The sequence below is a fragment of the Streptomyces tendae genome (genome assembly GCF_014650435.1).
Lineage (GTDB): Bacteria > Actinomycetota > Actinomycetes > Streptomycetales > Streptomycetaceae > Streptomyces > Streptomyces tendae.
Genome location: NZ_BMUY01000003.1, coordinates 360,482 through 380,290 on the forward strand (window position 1 = coordinate 360,482; position 19,809 = coordinate 380,290).

Sequence of the window (19,809 nt, forward strand, 5' to 3'; positions counted from 1 at the left end):
CCGACATGCCGACCTGCCCGAACGGACACCAGTCGGGTTCCGACGACTGGTGCGAGGTCTGCGGTCACCGCATGGCCGGTGCCGTGCCGCCCCCTCCGCCGCCACCGCCGCCCGGCGGCGGTTACGGCTTCCCGCCGCCCGCCGGCCCGGGTGGGCCCGGCGGCCCGGGCGGCGCTCCCGGTGGCGGTCCGGGCGGTCCCGGAGGTCCCGGCGGCGAGCCGCAGTTGTGCCCGCAGTGCCGCACGCCGCGTGAGGGCGGTGCGCCGTTCTGCGAGGAGTGCCGGTGGAACTTCCTGACCAACACCGCCACCTCGTACACCCCCGCCGCCCCGCGCCCGCCGGCGTCCGGCGGCCCGGCGCCGGCACCGCACTTCGGGCAGCCGCCCGCGGGTCCGTCGTACGGCGGCGGTGACTCGTACGACTACCAGGGCTCCCGCCCGTCCCAGGTGAACCGTCCCGCGGAACCGATCCCTCCGGGCCCGCCGCCCTTCGGCGCCGACCCGTCGGGCCGCGGTGGCCCGGGCGGCCCCGGCGGCCCCGCGGGTGGCCCCGGCGGCCCCTTCGGTCCTGGCGGGCCCGGAGGTGCTGACAGGCCTGGTGGGCCCGGTGGTTTCGGCAGCCCCGACGGGCCCAACCGGCCCGGCGGATTCGGTGGGCCCGGCGGCCCCAATGGACCCGGCGGTCCCGGCGGTCCCGGCGGTCCCGGCGGGCCGGGGAGCTCTGACGGGCCCGGCGGGTTCAGTGGGCCCAACGGCCCGGGTGGCCCGGGTGGCCCCCACAGTCCCGGTGGCCCCGGCGGCCCGGGCAGCCCTGACGGGCCCGGCGGTTTCGGCGGCCCCAACGGCCCGGGGGGTCCCGGTGGCCCCAACGGCCCCGGTGGCCCGGGTGGCTTCAACGGTCCTGGAGGTCCCGGTGGCCAGGGCGGGCCCTCCGGTCCGCCGGCCCCTCCCGGTTTCGGTGGCGATCCGTCGCGTCCGGTTCCGCCTCCGCCCGGTGGCGCCGGTGGTCCCGGCGGCCCCGGCGGCGCCCCGCAGGGGTTCCAGTCCGGTCCGCCCGCCCCGCCCGCCTTCCCGCAGGAGACCAACCGCCCGCAGCAGGGCGGCCCGTCCTTCGGCGGGGACGACTGGGTGCTCTCCCCGCCGTCGTCGGCCGGCCCCGGCGGACCGGCAGGTCCCGGCGGGCCGAACGGCCGGGGCGCGGCCCAGGGCGGCGGCTACGGCTACCCGCAGCCCGGCGCCACCCAGGCTCCGCCCGGCCAGGGCTTCCCGCAGCAGCCGCAGCGGCCCCAGCAGCCCACGACCTGGTCGGCGACGATCGGCCCGGACCGCGAGTACTTCATGGCGATGATGCAGCGCTCCGGCCCCGAGGCCGCGGGCCTGAACCTGCCCGCGTACTCGCCCGAGCAGCAGCGCACGCTCACCGGCAACCAGATCACCATCGGCCGCCGCAGGCACTCCACCGGTGACACCCCGGACATCGATCTGGCCGTGCCGCCGGAGGACCCGGGCGTCTCGCACCAGCACGCGGTGCTGGTGCAGCAGCCGGACGGCAGCTGGGCGGTCGTCGACCAGAACTCGACGAACGGCACGACGGTCAACGGCGGCGAGGAGCCGATCCAGCCCTTCGTGCCGGTGCCGCTCCAGGACGGCGACCGGGTGCACGTGGGCGCCTGGACGACGATCACGATCCGCCGGGGTTAGACCGGTCTCAGGCGAACGGCCAGGCGTACGGCCCCTCGGGGTCGTCCAGCCACGCCCAGGCCCGTTCGCCGCTGACGGTGATGCCGTAGCGCTCGCGGCGCGGGGCGTCCTCGCGGTCCCACAGCGCGTACGCCTCCTGCGGATCGAGCCCGCCCCGGCTCAGCGCCAGCAGGAAGCGGAACAGGTCGTCCTCCCGGGCCCGGCGCGGTACGCCGCCCAGGCCCGGGGTCTCGGCCTCGGCGCGCTCGGCGCCGCGCAGCGGCACGAAGTACGCGGGCGTGTGCAGGAAGCGCCCCTCGGCGTGCCCCGCGTCGCGGACGGTGAGGACGAGGAGGCCGGTGGCCAGCGGGGTCAGGATCCGGCCGCCGGGGCGGCACTGGGCCAGCCAGGCGCGCGGCACCGAGGGCAGCGTGCAGGTGGCGAGGATCCGGTCGTAGGGGGCGCGCTCGGGGACGCCGCGGGCGCCGTCGCCCGTGACGACGGCCGGGTGGTACCCGGCGGTGTCCAGGTGCCGGCGGGCCGACTCGGTGATCTCGGGGTCCAGGTCGACGGTGGTGACCAGGGCGTCGTCGCCGAGGCGGTGGGCGAGCAGGGCGGCGTTGTAACCGGTGCCGGCGCCGATCTCCAGGACCCGGTGGCCCTCGGCCACGTCCAGTTCCACCAGCATCATCGCCATCAGCGAGGGCTGGCTGCTGGAGGAGAGCAGTTCGCCGTCGCGCAGCCGGGTCGCCAGCGGGGCGTCGGCGTACGCGCCGAGCACCCAGCGCTCGCGGGCGTGGCGGTCGGGGTGCTCGCCCCACCGGCGTTCGTAGCCGCCCCGGACGCCGACGTAGTAGTACGGCACGAAGAGGTGGCGCGGGACCTGCCGGAACGCCTCCCGCCACACCGGGTCGGCCGCCCACGCGCCGCTCAGCTCGATCTCCCGCACCAGCTCCGCCCGCGCGGAGGCGGCGAGGCTGTCCAGGTCCTCGTACCCGCCCATGCCTCCACAGTACGGGCCTGGCGGGCCGCGGGCAGGGGCCCTGGCGGGGTCCTAGGTCTTGAGTCCTATGCCCCCGGGTCTGAGACCATGGACGGCGTGAATGAGATTCGGCGCGGCACGCTTCAGGAGCAGACCTTCTACGAGCAGGTCGGCGGGGAGGAGACCTTCCGCCGACTCGTCCACCGCTTCTACGAGGGGGTCGCCGAGGACCCGATCCTGCGGCCGATGTACCCGGAGGAGGACCTGGGTCCGGCCGAGGACCGTTTCGCGCTGTTCCTCATGCAGTACTGGGGCGGCCCGACCACGTACAGCGACAACCGGGGCCACCCGCGGCTGAGGATGCGGCACGCGCCCTTCGCCGTCGACCGGGCCGCGCACGACGCCTGGCTGAAGCACATGCGGGTCGCGCTGGACGAACTGGGCCTGTCCGAGGAGCACGAGCAGACGCTGTGGAAGTACCTGACGTACGCGGCGGCCTCGATGATCAACACCCCTGACTGATCCCGCTCCCGGCGGACTGACGGGCGCGGACTGACGGGCGCATTCCGGTCAGTCGACACCGGATTCCGGTCACAATCCGGTCAAGTCCGAGCCCCAGACGCTTACTTCCACACCTCTCCCTCTGACAGCATCCCGGAAAGGTCTGTACAACAGCGGCGGGGGGCCGGGTGGCGGGGTACGGGGGACTCGTGGGGTTCGTGCTGCTGCGGGCGCGTGCGCACCGTCTGCTGCTGGCCGCGGCCCTGCTCACGGTCCTGCTGACCAGCACGGTGCTGGCCACCCTGACCGCCTACTCGGGCGCCGTCGGCGACGCGGCCCTGCGGCACGCACTGGCCGACTCCCGCACCGGGGCCGACGCCGCGCTGATCGTGAAGGCGGACGTACCGGCCGAGCAGCGGCCCACCGCCGACGCCACCGTGCGCGAGGGCGCCGCGAGGACCTTCGACGGGCTGCCGCGCACGGTACGGACGCTGGTGCGCTCGGGCCCATACGCGCTGCCCGGCTCCCTGCGGCCCCCCACCGAGCGGTCCGGCGACCCGGACCTGACGTTCTTCGCGGCGCTCGACCCGACGCAGGTCCGCATCGACGAGGGCCGGATGCCCTCGAACGGGGGCGGGGGCGCGGACGCCGACGGCGCCGTCGAGGTGGCGGTGCCGGTGGCCGCCGCCGAGCGCATCGGCGTCGGCACGGGCGACCGGCTCACCCTCACCGACCGGCTCGACGGTCCCGCCGTCCGCGTCGTGGTGAGCGGCCTGTACCGGCCGGTCGACGCCGGGGCACCGTACTGGCGGCTCGACGACCTGGCCGGGCGCGGCCTCCAGGAGGGCGGCTTCACGACGTACGGGCCGCTGCTCGCCCCGCCCGGGGCGCTGAGCGGCGGCCGGGTCAGCGCGGGATCGTCCGGGTGGCTGGTGACCGCGGACTACTCCTCGCTGACGACCGGACGGACCCAGGACCTCGGGGACGCGGCCCGGGGCGGTATGGCGTGGCTGCGCGAGCAGAAGGTGCTCAGCGGCACCACCGCGGCGACCACGGAGCTGCCCTCGATCCTGGAGCGTCTCGACCGTTCGCTGGAGGTGTCCCGTTCCACCCTCCTGGTCATCGCGCTGCAGCTCGTGCTGCTCGCGGGCGGTGCGCTGCTGCTGGTGGCGCGGCTGCTGAGCGTGGAGCGGGCGGGCGAGCTGCGGCTGCTGCGGGCGCGCGGCGCCTCCCGGGCCCGGCTGGCGGCGGGCTCGGCGCTGGAGGCGCTGCTGCTGGCGGTGCCCGCGCTGGTCTGCGCGCCGCTGCTGGCCAGGCCGCTGGTCCGGCTGCTGGCCGGGCAGGGCGCACTGGCCCGGATCGGGCTCGGCTGGGAACCGTCGGCCGGCGGCAGTGGCACGGTGTGGCTGGTGACGGCGGTCGCGGCGCTCGGGTGCACGCTGGCCGTGGCACTGCCCGCGCTGACCCTGGCGCCGGAGGCGGGCGGACGGCCCCGGGCGCTGCCGGGCTGGCTGCGGGCCGGCGCGGACGTGGGCCTGCTGGTGATCGCCGGTATCGCCTACTGGCAGCTGGACCAGCAGACCTCCGCCACCGAAACGGGCGAGGCCGACGACGCGGGCACCCTGGGGGTCGATCCGCTGTTCGTGGCGACGCCCACGCTGGCGCTGCTGGCCGGGACGGTGCTGGCGCTGCGGCTGCTGCCGCTGGTGGCGCGGCTGGCGGAACGCCGGGCGGCGAGCGGGCGCGGGCTCGCGGCGGCGCTGGCGGGCTGGCAGCTGAGCCGCCGTCCGATGCGCGGGGCCGGCCCGGTGCTGCTGCTGGTGCTCGCCGTGGCGCTGGGCACGATGGCCATCGGGCAGGGTGCCTCGTGGTCCCGTTCGCAGGACGACCAGGCCGACTTCCGCGCGGGTGCGCCGATCCGGATGCAGGCCGCGGGCACGCCGGGACCGGGCCGCACCGACCTGATCGCGGGCGTCCCGGGCGTGGCGGAGGTCGCCCCGGCGGCCCGGTCCGAGGTCTCCCTGTCCGGCGACCGGACGGCGACGGTGCTCGCGCTGGACACCTCGCACGCGGCGGGGTCGATGCTGCTGCGGCCGGACCTGGCCGACGCGTCGCCGCGCGAGCTGCTGTCCGGGATGGCGCCGGGTCGGCCGTCGAAGGGCGCGCCGATTCCGGCGGACACGGCCCGGCTGGCGCTGGCGGCGACGTTGACCGTCTCGGACGCCGACACGGACGCCCCGCCGGACACCGGCCCTGACACCAGGCCGGGCGCCGGACCGGAGGCCGGGCCGGACGGCTCCCGGTCGGCGGACGTGACGGTCACCGTCGAGGACCGCTGGGGCACCCCGTACCTGCTGGACGCCGGTTCGCTGGCCGCCGACGGCCGCGAGCACACGCTCGGCCTGGACCTCGCCGCCGGACCGCTCACCCTGACCGGCGTCGAGTTCACGGTGGTCCAGCCCGGCGGCCGGGGCGAGGAACACCGCCTGACGGTACGGCAGGTGACCACCACCGCCGACGATGGGACCGTACGCCGGGTGCCGTTGCCGGACGACTGGACGGCCGGGTCGCAACTGTCGCCGCCGCTCTCCGTGCCGGACGCGGCCGGCGCCCCGTCCAAGCCCCGCCTGCTCGACTCCGGGCCGCTCGGCGTCGAGTACTTCACGGGCCGCTCGGACGGCGGTTGGCAGATCGCCACGCTGACCGTGCGGCTGCGGGTCGCGCAGCCGAAGGCGTCCGAGGTGACCGCCGTGGCCACCGACCGTTTCCTCGACTCCTCGGGCGCCCGCACCGGGCAGCGCGTCACGGTCCTGATCGGCGGCCACGACGTCCCGGTGCGCATCGTCCGCTCGGTGCGCGAACTGCCGGGCACCGGTCCCGAGACCCCCTCGGCGCGCTTCGGCGGCGGCCTGCTGGTCGACCTGCCGTCGGTCAACCGGCGGCTGCAGAGCACGTACGGCGCCGCCGTCGCGCCCACCGAGTGGTGGCTGCGGGCCGGGCCGGGGAAGACCGACGAGGCGGCGGCGGGCCTGCGGGCGTTCCCGGACACCGCACCGGCCCGGGTGCTGGTGCGCGACGAGGTCGCCGAGCGGCTGCGCGACGACCCGTTCGGGGCCGGTCCCGGGGCGGCGTTCGCCGCGGCGACCCTGGTGGCGGTGGCGCTCGCCGCGGTCGGCTTCGCGGTGAGCGCGGCCGGGTCGCTGCGCGAGCGCGGCACCGAGTTCTCCGTCCTGCGCGCCCTGGGCGCCTCACGCCGCCGGCTGGCCCGTACGGTCGCCGCCGAGCAGGGCGTGCTGACCGGCCTGGCGCTGCTGACCGGCGCGGCCCTGGGCGCCGTCCTGACCCGGGCGGTGATCCCGCTGACCGTGCTGACCCCGCAGGCCACCCGCCCCGTGCCGGACGTCCACGTGGCGCTGCCGGCCGACCGCATCGTCCTGCTGCTGGCCGGTACGGCCGTCGTCCCGCTCCTGGTCACCGCGGCCCTGGCCCTGCGCCGCACGGACACGACGGTGACCCTCAAGGACGGAGGTACCGGACGGTGAACCCCGTGACCGCGCCCTGGGTGCGGACCCGGCTGCGGGCCGCGCCCGGCGCCGCCGTCGCGCTGGCGGTGCTGGTGGCGCTGACCGCGTGCCTGGCCGCCGCGTTCCCCCGGGCGCTGGACCGGTACACGGACGCCGGTCTGCGCCAGGCCGTCGAGCACGCCCCGGTCGACGAGAGCAGCATCCTGGTGACCGCCGGGCCCGACCTCGACGGAGGGGTGGCCCACACGGAGGAGAGCGTCCGGCCAGAACGCCTCACCGGCCTCTACGAGTCCACCCTCGACACCGTCGAACGTCCGCTCGTCATCGACCGGAAGCGGTCCTCCTACGGCGTCCGCACCACCGAGACCGTGCCGTCGCCGGACAAGTGGCTGCCCCGGCCCGACGGCCTCCCCGCGGAGATGCTCCTCGCCGCCCCGCAGGGTCTCGCCGACCACGCCCGGCTGCGCTCCGGCCGACTGCCCGAGGTCACCGGCGGGGAGGCGAGCGTCGAGACCGCCGAGGTGCAGGCCGCGGTGACCGAGGAGACGGCGCGCACCCTGCACATCGAGGTGGGCTCGGTCATCCACCTGCCGGGCAGCCACGACCTCACCGTCCGCGTCACCGGCATCGTCGCCCCCGAGGAGGCCGACAGCCCCTACTGGTCCGTCGACTCCCTGCTGCGCACCCCCTCCCTGCGGCGGGTGCCGGGTCCGATGGGGGCCTCCAACCCCAGCTACTGGGTCGGCGGCCTGCTGCTCGCCCCCGAGGCGGCACCCGCACTGCTGAGCGTGACCACCACGGTCCGCTACTGGCACCTGACCCCCGACCCGGACACCCTGCACAGCCGCGACGTCGACGCACTCGCGTCCGCCGTGGCCTCCCTGGAGTCCGGTCCGGGCCTGGAGCGGCTGCACGCGACGATCAGCCCTCTCACGGACGTCGCGACCGGACTCGACGCCGCCTTCACCACGTACGAGGAACTCCGCGGCGACATCGGCCCGCTGATCGTCGTCGCCGCGTCCGGCGCGGGCACGGTCGCCGTCGTCGTCCTGCTGATGGCGGGCGGCCTGGCCACCGACCGGCGCCGCGCCGAGCTGGCCCTGCTGCGGGCCCGCGGCGCCTCCGTACGGGGCATGGCGGGGCGGCTGCTCGCCGAGACGGCCGTCGTCGCCGTGCCCGCGGGCGCCCTCGGCTTCGGCGCGGCCCTGCTCGCGCTGCCCGGCGCCCGGCTGCTGCCCGCGCTGTGGGCCGCGGTCGCGGTCACCGCCGTGGCCTGCCTCGCGCTGCCGCTGCGGGCCGTCGCCGCGCACCACGCCGTACGGATCCACGACGGCCGCCGGGACGCGGCGTCCCCGCGTGCGTCCCGGCGCCGTACGGTCGCCGAACTGACCGTCGTGGTCCTCGCCCTCGGCGCGGTCGAACTGCTGCGCCGGCGCGGGACGACGGACGGTGCCGGTGACCTGGAGGCGATGGCCCCGGTCCTGGTCGGGGTGATCGCCGCGCTGGTGCTGGTGCGCCTGTACCCGCTGCCGCTGCGCGGACTGGCCCGCCCGGCCAGGCGGCTGCGGGGCGCCGTCGGGCCGCTCGCGCTGGCCCGGGCGGGCCGCGCCTCCGCCTCCGCCGTGCTGCCGCTGCTCGCACTGCTGACCGCGTTCACCGTGGCGGCGTTCGGCGGCTCGGTCCTCAGCGGCGTCGCCGACGCCCGCGACCGGGCGGCGCTGATCTCCGTCGGCGCCGACGGCCGGGTGGAGGCGGAGGCCGCGCTGCCCGCCGGGCTGACCGACCGCCTCGGGCAGGCGCCCGGGGTGCGGAAGGTCACCGAGGTCGGCCTCGACTACCAGGCCAGGACCAACGACGGCCGCCAGGCCCTGCCGCTCGCGGCGGTGGACCCGGGCGACTACGCGGCGCTGGCCGGGCGGACGGACCTCGGCACGTTCCCCGCGGGCGAGCTGAGACGGCCGGACGGCGCCGAGGGCGGCTCCGAGGACGCCGTGCTGCCCGCGCTGGCCTCCCCCACCGTCGCCGAACGGTTCGGCGACGGCACCTTCCAGGTGCGCCTCGCCGACGGCGGCCACGCCACGCTGCGGATCGTCGTGGTCCGCGACCGCACTCCCGCCGTGTACGGCGACGAGTTCCTCGTCGTGGACCGTGCCGGACTGCCCGCCGCGGCCGCCCGGCCGAACGTACTGCTGCTGACCGGCGACGACCTGGACGCGGGTGCGGTGCACCGGGCGGCGGACGGCGCCGGTGCCGTCCACCTGCGGTCCGAGGAGCGCGGCACGTTCGTGGACTCCCCACTGCAGTCCGGCGCGGAACGCATCTACACGGCCGCCGTGGCCGCCGGCGCCGGCTACGCGGCGCTGGCCCTGCTGCTGTCCCTGGCGAGCGCCGCACCGGAACGCGCCGCCCTCCTGGCCCGGCTGCGCACCATGGGCCTCACCCGCGCCCAGGGCCGCCGCCTGCTCGTCCTGGAGTCGCTCCCGCAGGCCCTGCCCGCGGCCCTGGGCGGCATCCTGACCGGCTGGGCCGCCGTACGGCTCCTCTCCCCCGGCATCGACCTGACGACCATCGCGGTGTCCTCGACGACGTCCACGGCGGGGCGGGCGGAGCTGAGCGCCGACCCGTGGTCGCTGGCCGTCCCGGCGGTGGCGGTGCTGGTCCTGACGGTGGGGGTGGCGGCGCTCCAGGCGTGGTGGTCGGGCCGGCGCGCAGCGGTGGCGGAGCTGCGGGCGGGCGACGCGCGGTGAGGGCCCGGCGTGAGGAGACCTGGCGGACAGCGCACACGGACGACACGGAGACGGCCGCGGACACGGAGGAGAGCCGATGACGACCAACCCCACCCTCGCGGACCTGGCCGACCGCGCCACCGCGTCCCGGGACCGGCCCGCGTACGGACACGACGCCCTGATCACCTGCGACCGCCTGGTGCGGATCTTCAGCGCGGACGGGGTGGAGGTGCAGGCCCTGCAGGGGCTCGACCTGCTGGTCCGGGAGGGCGAGCTGATGGCACTGGTCGGTGCCTCGGGCAGCGGCAAGTCCACCCTGATGAACATCCTGGCCGGTCTGGACACGCCGACTGCCGGGGCGGCCCGGGTCGCGGGGCGCGACCTGCTCGCGATGACGGCGAAGGACCGCCTGGCCTACCGCCGTACGGTGGTCGGCTTCGTGTGGCAGCAGACGTCCCGGAACCTGATGCCGTACCTGACCGCCGCGCAGAACGTCGCGCTGCCCATGCAGCTGGCCGGCACCGGCGGACGCCGGGCGGCGCGCACCGAGCGCGCGCTGGAACTCCTGGACCTGATGGGCATCGCGGAGTGCCGCGACCGGCGTCCGCAGCAGATGTCCGGTGGGCAGCAGCAGCGGGTCGCCATCGCCGTGGCCCTGGCGGGCAGCCCGTCCGTACTGCTCGCGGACGAGCCGACGGGCGAGCTGGACTCCCACACCGCGGAACAGATCTTCGCCGCGTTCCGCACGGCGAACGAGCACCTGGGCACGACGGTCGTCATCGTCACCCACGACCAGGCGGTGGCCGGTGAGGTCCGCCGCACCGTCGCCATCCGCGACGGCCGCACCTCCACGGAGGTCCTGCGCCGCAGCGAGGTGGACGCCGAGACCGGCCACGAGACGGTGGTGGCCCGCGAGTACGCCATGCTCGACCGCGCCGGCCGGCTCCAGCTGCCCGCCGACTACACCGCGGCCCTCGGCATGCGCGACCGCGTCGCGCTGGAACTGGAGTCCGACCACATCGCCGTACGCCCGGACGACAGCGACCCCCAGCACTGAGCGGCCGGGGAGGTTTGCACCTCCTGGGCCTCAGCGCACGCTGAGACCCAGCGCCCCGGTACCGGCCCGCCGCAGCGCGACGGACCCGAAGGGCGTGCGCAGCCGCAGCCACGCACCGGAGGACAGCAGCTTCGGCGCGTCCTCGCCGAGGTCGGTGTCGAACCCGGCCCCGGCTCCGGCTCCGGTCACGGGCCCTGAGCCGGGCGGAGTTCGGCGTGACCGCAGGAAGCCGAGCGACTGGGCCGCGTGCACGGCCCGCACCGGCAACCCGGTGTCCCCGACGCTCCGGGACCAGATCTCCCGCCCGACCCGGTCCAGCTCGGCCCGCGTACGGTCCTCGGGGGCCAACTCCCCCGTACGCGTGCGGAACTCCGCCACCGCGGCGGCGACCAGCGCGCGCAGGGCGTCCGGGCCGGGCAGCCCCGCCTCGGTCCGCCAGCCCCCGCGCGGGGGCAGCACCCCGGCCCAGGGCGGCCCGGTCACCGCGCCCGGCACACCGGAGGTGGCCGCCCGCTCGTCCACGGACTCGAGCAGCTCACCGGCGGAGACGGTCACGTCGAGCGTGTCGTCGAGCCCGTTCTCGTACGGCTTGGCCAGCCGGACCGCGCGCACGGCCAGCACCTCGAAGGAGGGCGGCCGCCCGAAGACGGCCAGGGCCGTGCCGGCCGCCTGGAGGCGCACCGCGGCCGAACGGTCGTAGTGGAGCAGCCGGGAGAGGAAGGCCGCGAGATCCGCGGCCTCCCCCTCGTCGGCCAGATGGAGCACCGTCATGCGGCGACGGCCTCCTCCTTGGTGTCCGTGTACTCCCGGAGGAACTCGCGCTCCTCGGCGGTGAGCCGCCGGGGCCGCTGCCCCTCGAAGTCGAACGGCACGATCACCGTGGAGGCGCGGACGTAGATCTCGTCCCCGTCCTTGACCTCGTAGGTGAGAGTGAACGAAGCCGCCCTGATCTCCGTGACCCACAGCTCGATGTCGACCGGGTGGTGCCGGTGGACGAGCTGCCGCTTGTAGTCGATCTCATGGCGAGCCACCACCGACCCCTGCTTGAAGTCCTTCTCCGGGCGGAACAGGAAATCGATACGGGCCTCCTCCAGGTAGCGGAGGAAGACCACGTTGTTGACGTGGCCGTACGCGTCCATGTCCGCCCAGCGCAGTGGGCAGCGGTAGATGTGCCGCAAGATCAGCCCCGGGTCAGCTTCTTGTAGGTGGCGCGGTGCGGACGGGCGGCGTCCGGTCCGAGCCGCTCGACCTTGTTCTTCTCGTACGACTCGAAGTTGCCCTCGAACCAGAACCACTTGGACTCGCCCTCGTAGGCGAGGATGTGGGTGGCCACTCGGTCCAGGAACCACCGGTCGTGGGAGACGACGACGGCACAGCCGGGGAACTCGAGCAGCGCGTTCTCGAGGCTGCTCAGGGTCTCGACGTCGAGGTCGTTGGTCGGCTCGTCGAGGAGGAGCAGGTTGCCGCCCTGCTTGAGGGTGAGCGCCAGGTTCAGCCGGTTGCGCTCGCCGCCGGAGAGGACCCCGGCCGCCTTCTGCTGGTCCGGCCCCTTGAACCCGAAGGCGGAGACGTACGCACGCGACGGCATCTCCACCTGGCCGACGTTGATGTAGTCCAGCTCGTCGGAGACGACGGCCCACAGCGTCTTCTTCGGGTCGATGTGCTCGCGGCTCTGGTCGACGTAGGAGATCTTGACCGTGTCGCCGACCTTGATCTCGCCGGAGTCCGGCTCCTCGAGTCCCTGGATCATCTTGAACAGCGTGGTCTTGCCGGCGCCGTTGGGCCCGATGACCCCGACGATGCCGTTACGGGGCAGCGTGAACGAGAGATCGTCGATCAGCACCTTCTCCCCGAACGCCTTGCTGAGGTTGTTCACCTCGACGACGACGTTGCCCAGCCGCGGGCCCGGCGGGATCTGGATCTCCTCGAAGTCCAGCTTCCGCATCTTGTCGGCCTCGGCGGCCATCTCCTCGTACCGGGCGAGGCGCGCCTTGGACTTGGCCTGCCGCCCCTTGGCGTTGGAGCGCACCCACTCGAGCTCGTCCTTGAGGCGCTTCTGCCGCTTGGCGTCCTTCTGGCCCTCGACCTTGAGGCGGGTGGCCTTGGTCTCCAGGTACTTGGAGTAGTTGCCCTCGTAGCCGTGCAGGCGGCCGCGGTCGACCTCGCAGATCCAGCCGGCGACGTTGTCCAGGAAGTACCGGTCGTGGGTGACGGCCACGACGGTGCCCTCGTACTTGGCGAGGTGCTGCTCCAGCCAGTTCACCGACTCGGCGTCGAGGTGGTTCGTCGGCTCGTCGAGGAGCAGCAGGTCGGGCGCCTCCAGCAGCAGCTTGCACAGTGCCACGCGCCGCTTCTCACCACCGGACAGATTGACCACGGGCCAGTCGCCGGGCGGGCAGCCCAGCGCGTCCATGGCCTGCTCGAGCTGGGCGTCGAGGTCCCAGGCGTTGGCGTGGTCGAGCTCCTCCTGGAGCTTGCCCATCTCCTCGAGCAGCGCGTCCGAGTAGTCGGTCGCCATCTGCTCGGCGATCTCGTTGAACCGGTCGAGCTTGCCCTTGACCTCGGCGACACCCTCCTGGACGTTCTCCAGGACGGTCTTCTCCTCGTTGAGCGGGGGCTCCTGGAGCAGGATGCCGACGGTGTAACCCGGGGACAGGAAGGCGTCCCCGTTGGAGGGCTGCTCGAGCCCCGCCATGATCTTCAGAACGGTCGACTTACCGGCACCGTTCGGTCCGACCACACCGATCTTCGCGCCGGGCAGGAAGCTCAGGGTGACGTCATCAAGGATCACCTTGTCGCCGTGCGCCTTGCGCGCCTTGCGCATGGTGTAAATGTACTCAGCCAAGAGAAACCGTCCGGCAGCTTGATCAGGCAGTGGTCAGATACACCCCATCTTGCCGCACCGCCACCCCTGCGCGGAAACGCGTTCCGTACGAATGCGCTGACCTGGGGTTTCGCGCGCTGCGCTACCGTGCCGCCGTGACCAGCGCAGCGGAGCGCCCCCTCCTCTTCCTCGACGTGGACGGCCCACTGATCCCCTTCGGGTCACCGACCGTCGCCGCGGCCCTGGTCGCCACGGGGAACCCGCTGCTGGCCCGGCTCGACCCCCGGGTCGGGGCGCGGCTCATGGCCTTGGGCTGTGATCTCGTCTGGGCGACGACCTGGATGGAGGAGGCCAACACGGTCGTCGCCCCGCGCGTCGGCCTGCCCAGGCTGCCGGTGCTGGAGTGGCCGGACACCGACGCGGGAGGAACCCCGCGGGGTCTCCACTGGAAGACTCGCCCCGTGGTCGAGTGGGCGGCCGGCCGACCATTCATCTGGGTCGACGACGAGATCAGCGCCATGGACCGGCTGTGAGTCGACGCCACCCACCCGGGACCTTCGCTGCTGCACCGGGTCGAGCCGGCCGCGGGCCTCGACGGCACCGACTTCTGCGCGCTCGCCGAATGGCTGGATGCCGTCGCGCGGAGATGAGCATGAGCACACCTCCCGCGTGGGGGCGGGATGTCAACGGAAGACCTGCGGAACCGGGCAGACTTCCAGCGGCCCCTCCGGCCGGTCCGCCCACCGCCACCAGGTATGCCGACCAGCGCACCGCCACAGAGATCGGCAGGCCGTCCGACCGTCGTCGTCTCTCTCGACCCGCACAAGGCCGCCCGACTTCAGGGGCTGCCTGCACGCGGGACAGGAGGGAGCATCGTCAGCCATACGGCGAAGCGTAGGCGCGGCTATCGGTTGCTGCCTCATCACCCACCGGCGGCTCCAATCGTCGTGTCAGCCTTCCTTAGCCTTTGTCGGAAGTTCGCTCCCAGCTTCTCCGGTGTCTCGGGTCTGCCACAGGTCGCCTCCCTCGTACTTGCTCCGGAGCAGGGGAATCACCCCGCTGGGAATGCGGAACCCCTTCGCCCAGGAAGGGTCGGTGGCGTGGCCGTAGACGGTTGTGAGCAGGAACGGCTCCCCTCCCGTCAGCACACCCATTGCTTGCAGATCTCTCGACAGGGTGCCGATCGGTTGGGTGAAGCCGCGAAGTCTGCGTGTCTCGTCGTAGCCCGCAAGCTCGTACACCGTCTCCCGGTCCACGAACCCGCCGTTTGCCGCAGCTGCAACGATGGCTTTGACTCGGGACGGGTAGCGCCTCATCAGCTCGTCCATGAACGCCGCCAGCGACTCCGCCGTCCAGGTTTCGTCTTCGGATTCTTCGTCAGCCGATGCTTCTCCCAGTTGCTGCAGGTCACGGACCGAGCCTTCGTCCACATTCAGTTCGAGAAGTTCTTTGGCCCAGCGAAGCAGTTCACTCGGAGTGAGCATGTAAAGCCCCACCCCGGCCTGCTCTCGCAGTTCTTGGAGGAGCTCGGCACGGGGACGAGGCGGGATGTCGTAACCGCGGTTGGTCCACCAGTCCTTCTTCACATCCCCGGTGACCAGTAGAACGTCGCACCCGCGGTGCCGGGCCTCCGCCATGAGCTGTACCCACACGAGGTAGTCACCGGCAGCCAGCTCGGGTTCCTTGGTTCGGAAGTCCTCGTGCCCCGGCGGTATCCCCTCGTCGGCTCGCTCCTGCGCCTCTTTCACGGCCCTGTCGTAGTCGTCCGACGACAGCGGCTCGCCGACCCGGCCGTGCAGAAGCGGTTCGAGGGCGTTGAGCACCGGGTCAGTGTGAGTGATGGCGGTCTCCTTGAGTGCGTCGCACTCGGCCTGCGCCCGGATGAACTTTTTAAGACTGCCGGCTGCTTCGGCGAGCTCGGTCAGGTCTCGGTCAGTCCGCTCTACAGCCTCTTCGTTGTCCTTGAGTTGGACGGCCGTCAGCCACGTGGTCACTACTGCCCTGGCCGCGTTGACTGCCTTGTCGAGCGCGGCGCTCGCCTCATTGGCCTTGGTCGCGTGGTGATGGCGTACGGTCGGCGACTCGCGGTTACGCCAGAACTCCGTGAGCACCTGGTGTGGAATCCACAGGCGCTCGCGAAGCCGGGCGAGGGCGGCAAGGGTGTCCCGGCGGGTGCTTTCGTTCGAGCGATAGAGGTTGAGCAGCACATTGGTGTCGAGCACGACCAGACCGGAGTCGAAGATCCGTTTGTAGTCGGAGCGGAGTGGGCTGCGATGAGCCTCGTCGCAGTCGAAGACGCCACGGACTTGTGGCTGGTCTGGCGTGGTGCGCGGTGCTGCCATGAAACGCTCCCCTGAATTGCCAAGCGCATCAGCTCTCCCCGGCTGGGTGCGCCGGGGAAAGTCTAGGACCGGATAGAGCCACTGCGACCGAGGAAACGGGACGCTCAAGAACGCCTGGGTTCCGAACACCCCGCCCGTACATGGTCCACCGAACCGGAGGTAAGGCACTGTTCTGTCCATTTCGAGCGGCGCTACAACCCTGAAGGGCTGTCGGGAGTCGCTTTGACCGTGGCGCTCGGGCGTCACGCTCACAGTGTTTGGGAGGACTCCCTTTGAACCATCTCAGCCCCGTCGGTCGGCGCCTCGCTGTCGCCGTTGCCGTCGCCCTCGCAGTGACGGCCGGCGGCTTGGTCTCCCCGACCCTGGCAGCCGACTCGGCCGTGACGGCATCCGCCGCTTCCCAGCAGCAGGCGATCTCCGTGCCCCCGGGCACGGTCGCCCTCTCCGGCGGACCCACGGGCTTCCTGTCGCGCCACAAGCAGGGGGAGGCCGACGTCTACACCTGGACGCGGTACGACGGCACCCGGACCACGCTGCCGGGTGGGCCGTACGGGGCGGACCCCGGTACGGACACCGTCGTCCGGATCGACGGCACCACGCACACCTTCCTCGACATGGCCACGGGCAAGGAATTGGTGTCCTACGACATCGGCGAGCCCTACAAGGTCATCGGCTATCAGGGGACGACGCTCATCGCCTCGAAACGCGTGGAGAACCGGCGGGAGCCGCATCTGTTCGACAAGGACGACCAAGGCCGGCTCGTGGACCGGACGGTGACCGGTCTGCCGGAGGGCATGACGTGGCTCGCCGCGACCGACACGGACCCGGACGCGCTGCTGCTCCACGGCTTCAAGCACACGGACGAGGTATGGGAGCAGCGGTTGGCCGTGGTGGATCTCGCCTCGGCCTCGGTGACGGCGACGTACGACGTCTTGAACAACGAGAACGTCGTGAGTCCCGTCGGCGGGTCGAAGAGCCGCGTGGTCTGGCAGGAGCGGGACGCCGAGGGCGGTGCCGTGCTGGCCGCGGCCCGGCGAGGGTCCCCGGAGGTCACGCGCAGTGCCTGGGTGGAGCGGGCCAACCACACGACTCTGACCTTCGGGCTGGTGGGCGATTGGGCCTTGTACAGCGACCCCTACGCCTTCACCTACATGGGGCCGGTCGAACTGCCCGGCCTGACCGCCAGGTCCCTGGTGACGGGCGAGACGGCCCAACTCCTCGCACACGCCACCTCCCTCGTTCCGACCTCCGACGGCGGTCTCATCGCGACCGGTGGCACGATCGAGCACGGTGAGGGGCTGTACCGGATCACCCCCGGCCCGAACGGAGGCCGGCCCACGGTGGCCGTCCTGGCGACCACCGGGGAGTCCACCGCCCTCGCCCCCCTGTCCGAACCCGTGGCTCCGCACGGCGTGATCGACCTCGGCCAAGTGGACGGGAAGGTACCGGCCTCCTGGACGCTGAGCCGCCCCAACGCCAACGTTCGTCTGAAGCTGGTTCACACGGCCACGGGAGCGTCCGACACCGTCACCGCCTGGGGAGCCGAGTCGGGCACGACCGAGTACCGGGTGGACTGGAACGGCTTGCTCGACAAGTTCCCGGCGTACCGCGGGGCATACACGTGGACGATGACCGCCGAGCCACGCAACGGCATCGGTCCGGCCCTCGAGCGCTCCGGATCGTTCACCGTCACGCGCGTGCCCCGTGCGCACGACTTCGACGACAATGGTTCGCCGGACATCTTCAGCCGCTCCACGACCGGCGTTCTGTCCCTGTACGACGTCGGTCAGCTCCGTCACCTGACGAACCAGGACACACCGCGCCGCACCAGGATCGGCGGCGGATGGAACACGTACGACAAGATCATCCCCGCCGCCACCGGCCTTGTCGCACGTGACCGCGACGGCGTGCTCTGGTCGTACGAGGGCAACGGCGACGGGACCCTCACCACCCGCAAGCGCGTCGGCGGGGGGTGGAACATCTACGACAAACTCACCAGCGGCTCCGACCTGACCGGCGACGGCCGGAACGACCTCCTCGCCACGGACAAGGCCGGCGTCCTGTGGCTCTACCCCGGCAAGAACGACGGCACCTTCGCCGCTCGCAAACGCGTCGGCGGCGGTTGGGGCGTCTACAACCAGCTGACCGCCGCCGGCAACCTCGCGGGCGCCCCGGCAGGTGACCTCCTCGCCCGTGACAGGTCCGGCGTGTTGTGGCTCTACCTCGGCAAGGGTGACGGAACCTTCGCGCCGCGGTCACGGATCAGCAGCGGCTGGAGCCCTTACCAGGTGATCGGCCCGGGGGACATCGACGGCGACGGCTGGAGCGACGTGGTCACCGTCCCCGCAGGTGACGTTTCCCGCACGCGCATGAGGTTCTATTACGGCACGGGCCAGTGGAGAACACCGTTTCCCGCGACCGAGCCTCCCTTTGCGGACGTGGAGGGGCTGGACCCGCTCCTCTGACCGGCTGCAGGGGCACGGAGCGAGTGGGCGCTGCGACGGGCCCGACCCCGGGCCCCTGCCCCGGGGCTTCACCATGGGTCGGATGGCGGAGCCGAAGCCGACCCGTCGGCCGACTTCAGCCGCGCTGCCCGGACACCGAGTGGGAACGCGACCGACCTGCGGGGCGATGACGGTCGTGACGCCTGCCGTTCACCGCGTCACTGCTCGTTCCTTCGGCGGATGAAGAGGAGGACCGCGCCGCCGATCACCACCAGGCCGATGGCCGCGCCGCCGATCAGGGGGGTCGCGTTGGAGCTGCCGGTTTCGGCGAGGTTGGGGTTGGGGGCGGGTGAGGGGGTGACGACCGTGGTGGGGGCCGGTTCGCCAAGGGTGTGGGTGGTGTCGGCCAGGGTGGCGCTCTGGGTGCGGCAGTCGAGGACGCCGGTGAAGCGCTGTTCGAAGCCGGCCGGGCCGCGGATCGTGAAGTCGTAGGCGCGGTCCTCCGGCAGCGGCACCGGCACCGTCCGGGTCTCGCCCGGCGCGACGGTGTACTCGGTGTCCAGCAGCTCGAAGGTGAAGGGCGCGTCGCCCTTGTTGAGCGCGGTGATGTCGAGGGTGCCCTCGGCGCAGTTCTTCTCGGCGGAGACTGCGGGTATCGCGCCCTCGGCGGCCCAGGTGGCGGTCGCCGTCGCCGCGACCGTCGACTCGCTGGAACCGGCCAGGATCTGCGTCTGGCTGCGGCTCTCGGAGGCGAAGGCGCGGCCGACCGGCACGGTCGTCGACGCCTGGACGGACAGCTGGGCGCTGCCGGGCTCCGCGTCCTCGGGCACGTCGAAGAAGATCTGGTTGCCGTCGCGGACCTCGGTGACGGGCTCGCCCTTCTTGTCGACGATCCGTACGGCGTCCTTGGCGGTGGCGTCCACCGGGGGTGTCACCGTCGCGCCGCCCGCGTTGGTGTGGACCGTCACCGGGCCGAGCCGCTCACCGGGGCGGCCCGAGACGGCCGGCGGGTCGAGGGCGAGGGACGCCGCGGGCTCGGCCAGGTCGCGGGCGTTCTTCTCCAGATAGTCGGCGAGCCGCTCGGCCTGCGGGTCGACGGCCTCGACGTCCGTGTCGTCCGAGTAGCGCCAGATGGCGACCTGGGTGCCGGCCGCCGCGTCCTCCTCGGTGAGCCCGCCGCGGACACCCGCCTTCTTCGCGAGCGCCGCCAGGTCGTTGACCTGCGGGTAGGAGTTACCCAGGATCCAGCGGATGCGGCCGGCGTCCTTGTTGGTGCCCAGGGACGTCCCGCTCCAGGGAGTCTCCCGGTACTTCGCGTCCTTCTGCGTCGGGTTCTGGATGTCGACGCAGTACGTCTGCAGCATGCCGCCGCCCTCGACGGACATCTCGAACAGCCCGGCCGGCACCTGATGGTCGCCGTCCTCCCCGTGGATGACCGCGGTGCCGTGCGTCTTCAGGCCGCCTATCGTGGCCGTCGCCCCGCCCTGGCCCCGCGCACCGTCCTGGGCGGCGGCCGGTGCCGCACCGGTCACCACACCGGCGACGGCGAGCGCGGAGGCAAGCGCCCCGGCGGCGAGACGCGCCGCCCCTCGACCGGGCAGAGACGGCGCAGCGAGCGAAGAAAACACCAAATTCCCCTTCGAGCAGGACCCGTTGGCGTGGGGGGAACGGTCCCACCAGCAGAATCAGCAGCCACACAGGGCTCGTTCGGCATCCTAAGGACATGCCGG

12 protein-coding genes and 1 pseudogene are annotated in these 19,809 nt (G+C 73.3%); 7 read left to right on the forward strand and 6 right to left on the reverse strand.

Annotation, left to right across the window (positions count from 1 at the left end):
* The first annotated feature begins 5 nt into the window (after positions 1–5).
* Positions 6–1,700, forward strand: a complete 1,695-nt coding sequence (locus IE258_RS10300; RefSeq protein WP_189741893.1) for an FHA domain-containing protein — start codon at positions 6–8, stop codon at positions 1,698–1,700.
* Between the two features lie 7 nt (positions 1,701–1,707).
* Here IE258_RS10300 and IE258_RS10305 read toward each other — a convergent pair whose 3' ends face one another.
* Positions 1,708–2,682 carry a methyltransferase domain-containing protein gene (locus IE258_RS10305; protein WP_189741896.1) on the reverse strand — a complete coding sequence of 325 codons (975 nt, stop codon included), beginning with the start codon at positions 2,680–2,682 and terminating at the stop codon, positions 1,708–1,710.
* A gap of 87 nt (positions 2,683–2,769) precedes the next feature.
* Here IE258_RS10305 and IE258_RS10310 point away from each other — a divergent pair, with 87 nt between their 5' ends.
* From IE258_RS10310 to IE258_RS10325, 4 genes are all read left to right on the forward strand, one after another.
* Positions 2,770–3,183, forward strand: coding sequence for a globin (locus IE258_RS10310; RefSeq protein ID WP_030399988.1), 414 nt, complete (start codon positions 2,770–2,772; stop codon positions 3,181–3,183).
* Positions 3,184–3,380: 197 nt separating this feature from the next.
* Complete coding sequence (locus tag IE258_RS10315) at positions 3,381–6,704, forward strand: ABC transporter permease (protein ID WP_229892066.1); 3,324 nt, start codon at positions 3,381–3,383, stop codon at positions 6,702–6,704.
* Between the two features lie 5 nt (positions 6,705–6,709).
* Positions 6,710–9,433, forward strand: coding sequence for an ABC transporter permease (locus IE258_RS10320; RefSeq protein WP_189741904.1), 2,724 nt, complete (start codon positions 6,710–6,712; stop codon positions 9,431–9,433).
* Between the two features lie 76 nt (positions 9,434–9,509).
* The gene (locus tag IE258_RS10325; protein ID WP_189741908.1) at positions 9,510–10,469 is read left to right on the forward strand and encodes an ABC transporter ATP-binding protein; all 960 of its coding nucleotides are present in this window, start codon (positions 9,510–9,512) and stop codon (positions 10,467–10,469) included.
* 30 nt (positions 10,470–10,499) lie between these two features.
* Here the strand turns inward: IE258_RS10325 and IE258_RS10330 are convergent, their stop codons facing one another.
* From IE258_RS10330 to ettA, 3 genes are read right to left on the reverse strand one after another with little or no spacing between them, the layout of a single operon-like run.
* Positions 10,500–11,240, reverse strand: coding sequence for a DUF8010 domain-containing protein (locus IE258_RS10330; protein WP_189741910.1), 741 nt, complete (start codon positions 11,238–11,240; stop codon positions 10,500–10,502).
* Positions 11,237–11,647 (reverse strand): acyl-CoA thioesterase, encoded by a 411-nt coding sequence (locus IE258_RS10335; RefSeq protein ID WP_159330081.1) that lies wholly within the window; start codon positions 11,645–11,647, stop codon positions 11,237–11,239. The genes IE258_RS10330 and IE258_RS10335 overlap by 4 nt, the downstream gene beginning before the upstream one ends.
* Positions 11,648–11,649: 2 nt before the next feature.
* On the reverse strand, positions 11,650–13,314 hold the full coding sequence (ettA, locus tag IE258_RS10340; RefSeq protein WP_159330080.1) for an energy-dependent translational throttle protein EttA: 1,665 nt from the start codon (positions 13,312–13,314) through the stop codon (positions 11,650–11,652).
* A gap of 134 nt (positions 13,315–13,448) precedes the next feature.
* Here ettA and IE258_RS10345 point away from each other — a divergent pair.
* A pseudogene (locus IE258_RS10345) lies at positions 13,449–13,943 on the forward strand (HAD domain-containing protein).
* Positions 13,944–14,243: 300 nt separating this feature from the next.
* Here the strand turns inward: IE258_RS10345 and IE258_RS10350 are convergent.
* On the reverse strand, positions 14,244–15,635 hold the full coding sequence (locus tag IE258_RS10350; RefSeq protein ID WP_189741913.1) for a PIN-like domain-containing protein: 1,392 nt from the start codon (positions 15,633–15,635) through the stop codon (positions 14,244–14,246).
* Between the two features lie 272 nt (positions 15,636–15,907).
* Here IE258_RS10350 and IE258_RS10355 point away from each other — a divergent pair, with 272 nt between their 5' ends.
* Positions 15,908–18,100 carry an FG-GAP repeat domain-containing protein gene (locus IE258_RS10355; protein WP_189741916.1) on the forward strand — a complete coding sequence of 731 codons (2,193 nt, stop codon included), beginning with the start codon at positions 15,908–15,910 and terminating at the stop codon, positions 18,098–18,100.
* A 197-nt stretch (positions 18,101–18,297) separates the two neighbouring features.
* On the opposite strand, the gene IE258_RS10360 is transcribed toward IE258_RS10355, so the two are convergent.
* Complete coding sequence (locus IE258_RS10360; protein WP_189741919.1) at positions 18,298–19,707, reverse strand: Cys-Gln thioester bond-forming surface protein; 1,410 nt, start codon at positions 19,705–19,707, stop codon at positions 18,298–18,300.
* Positions 19,708–19,809: the final 102 nt, after the last annotated feature.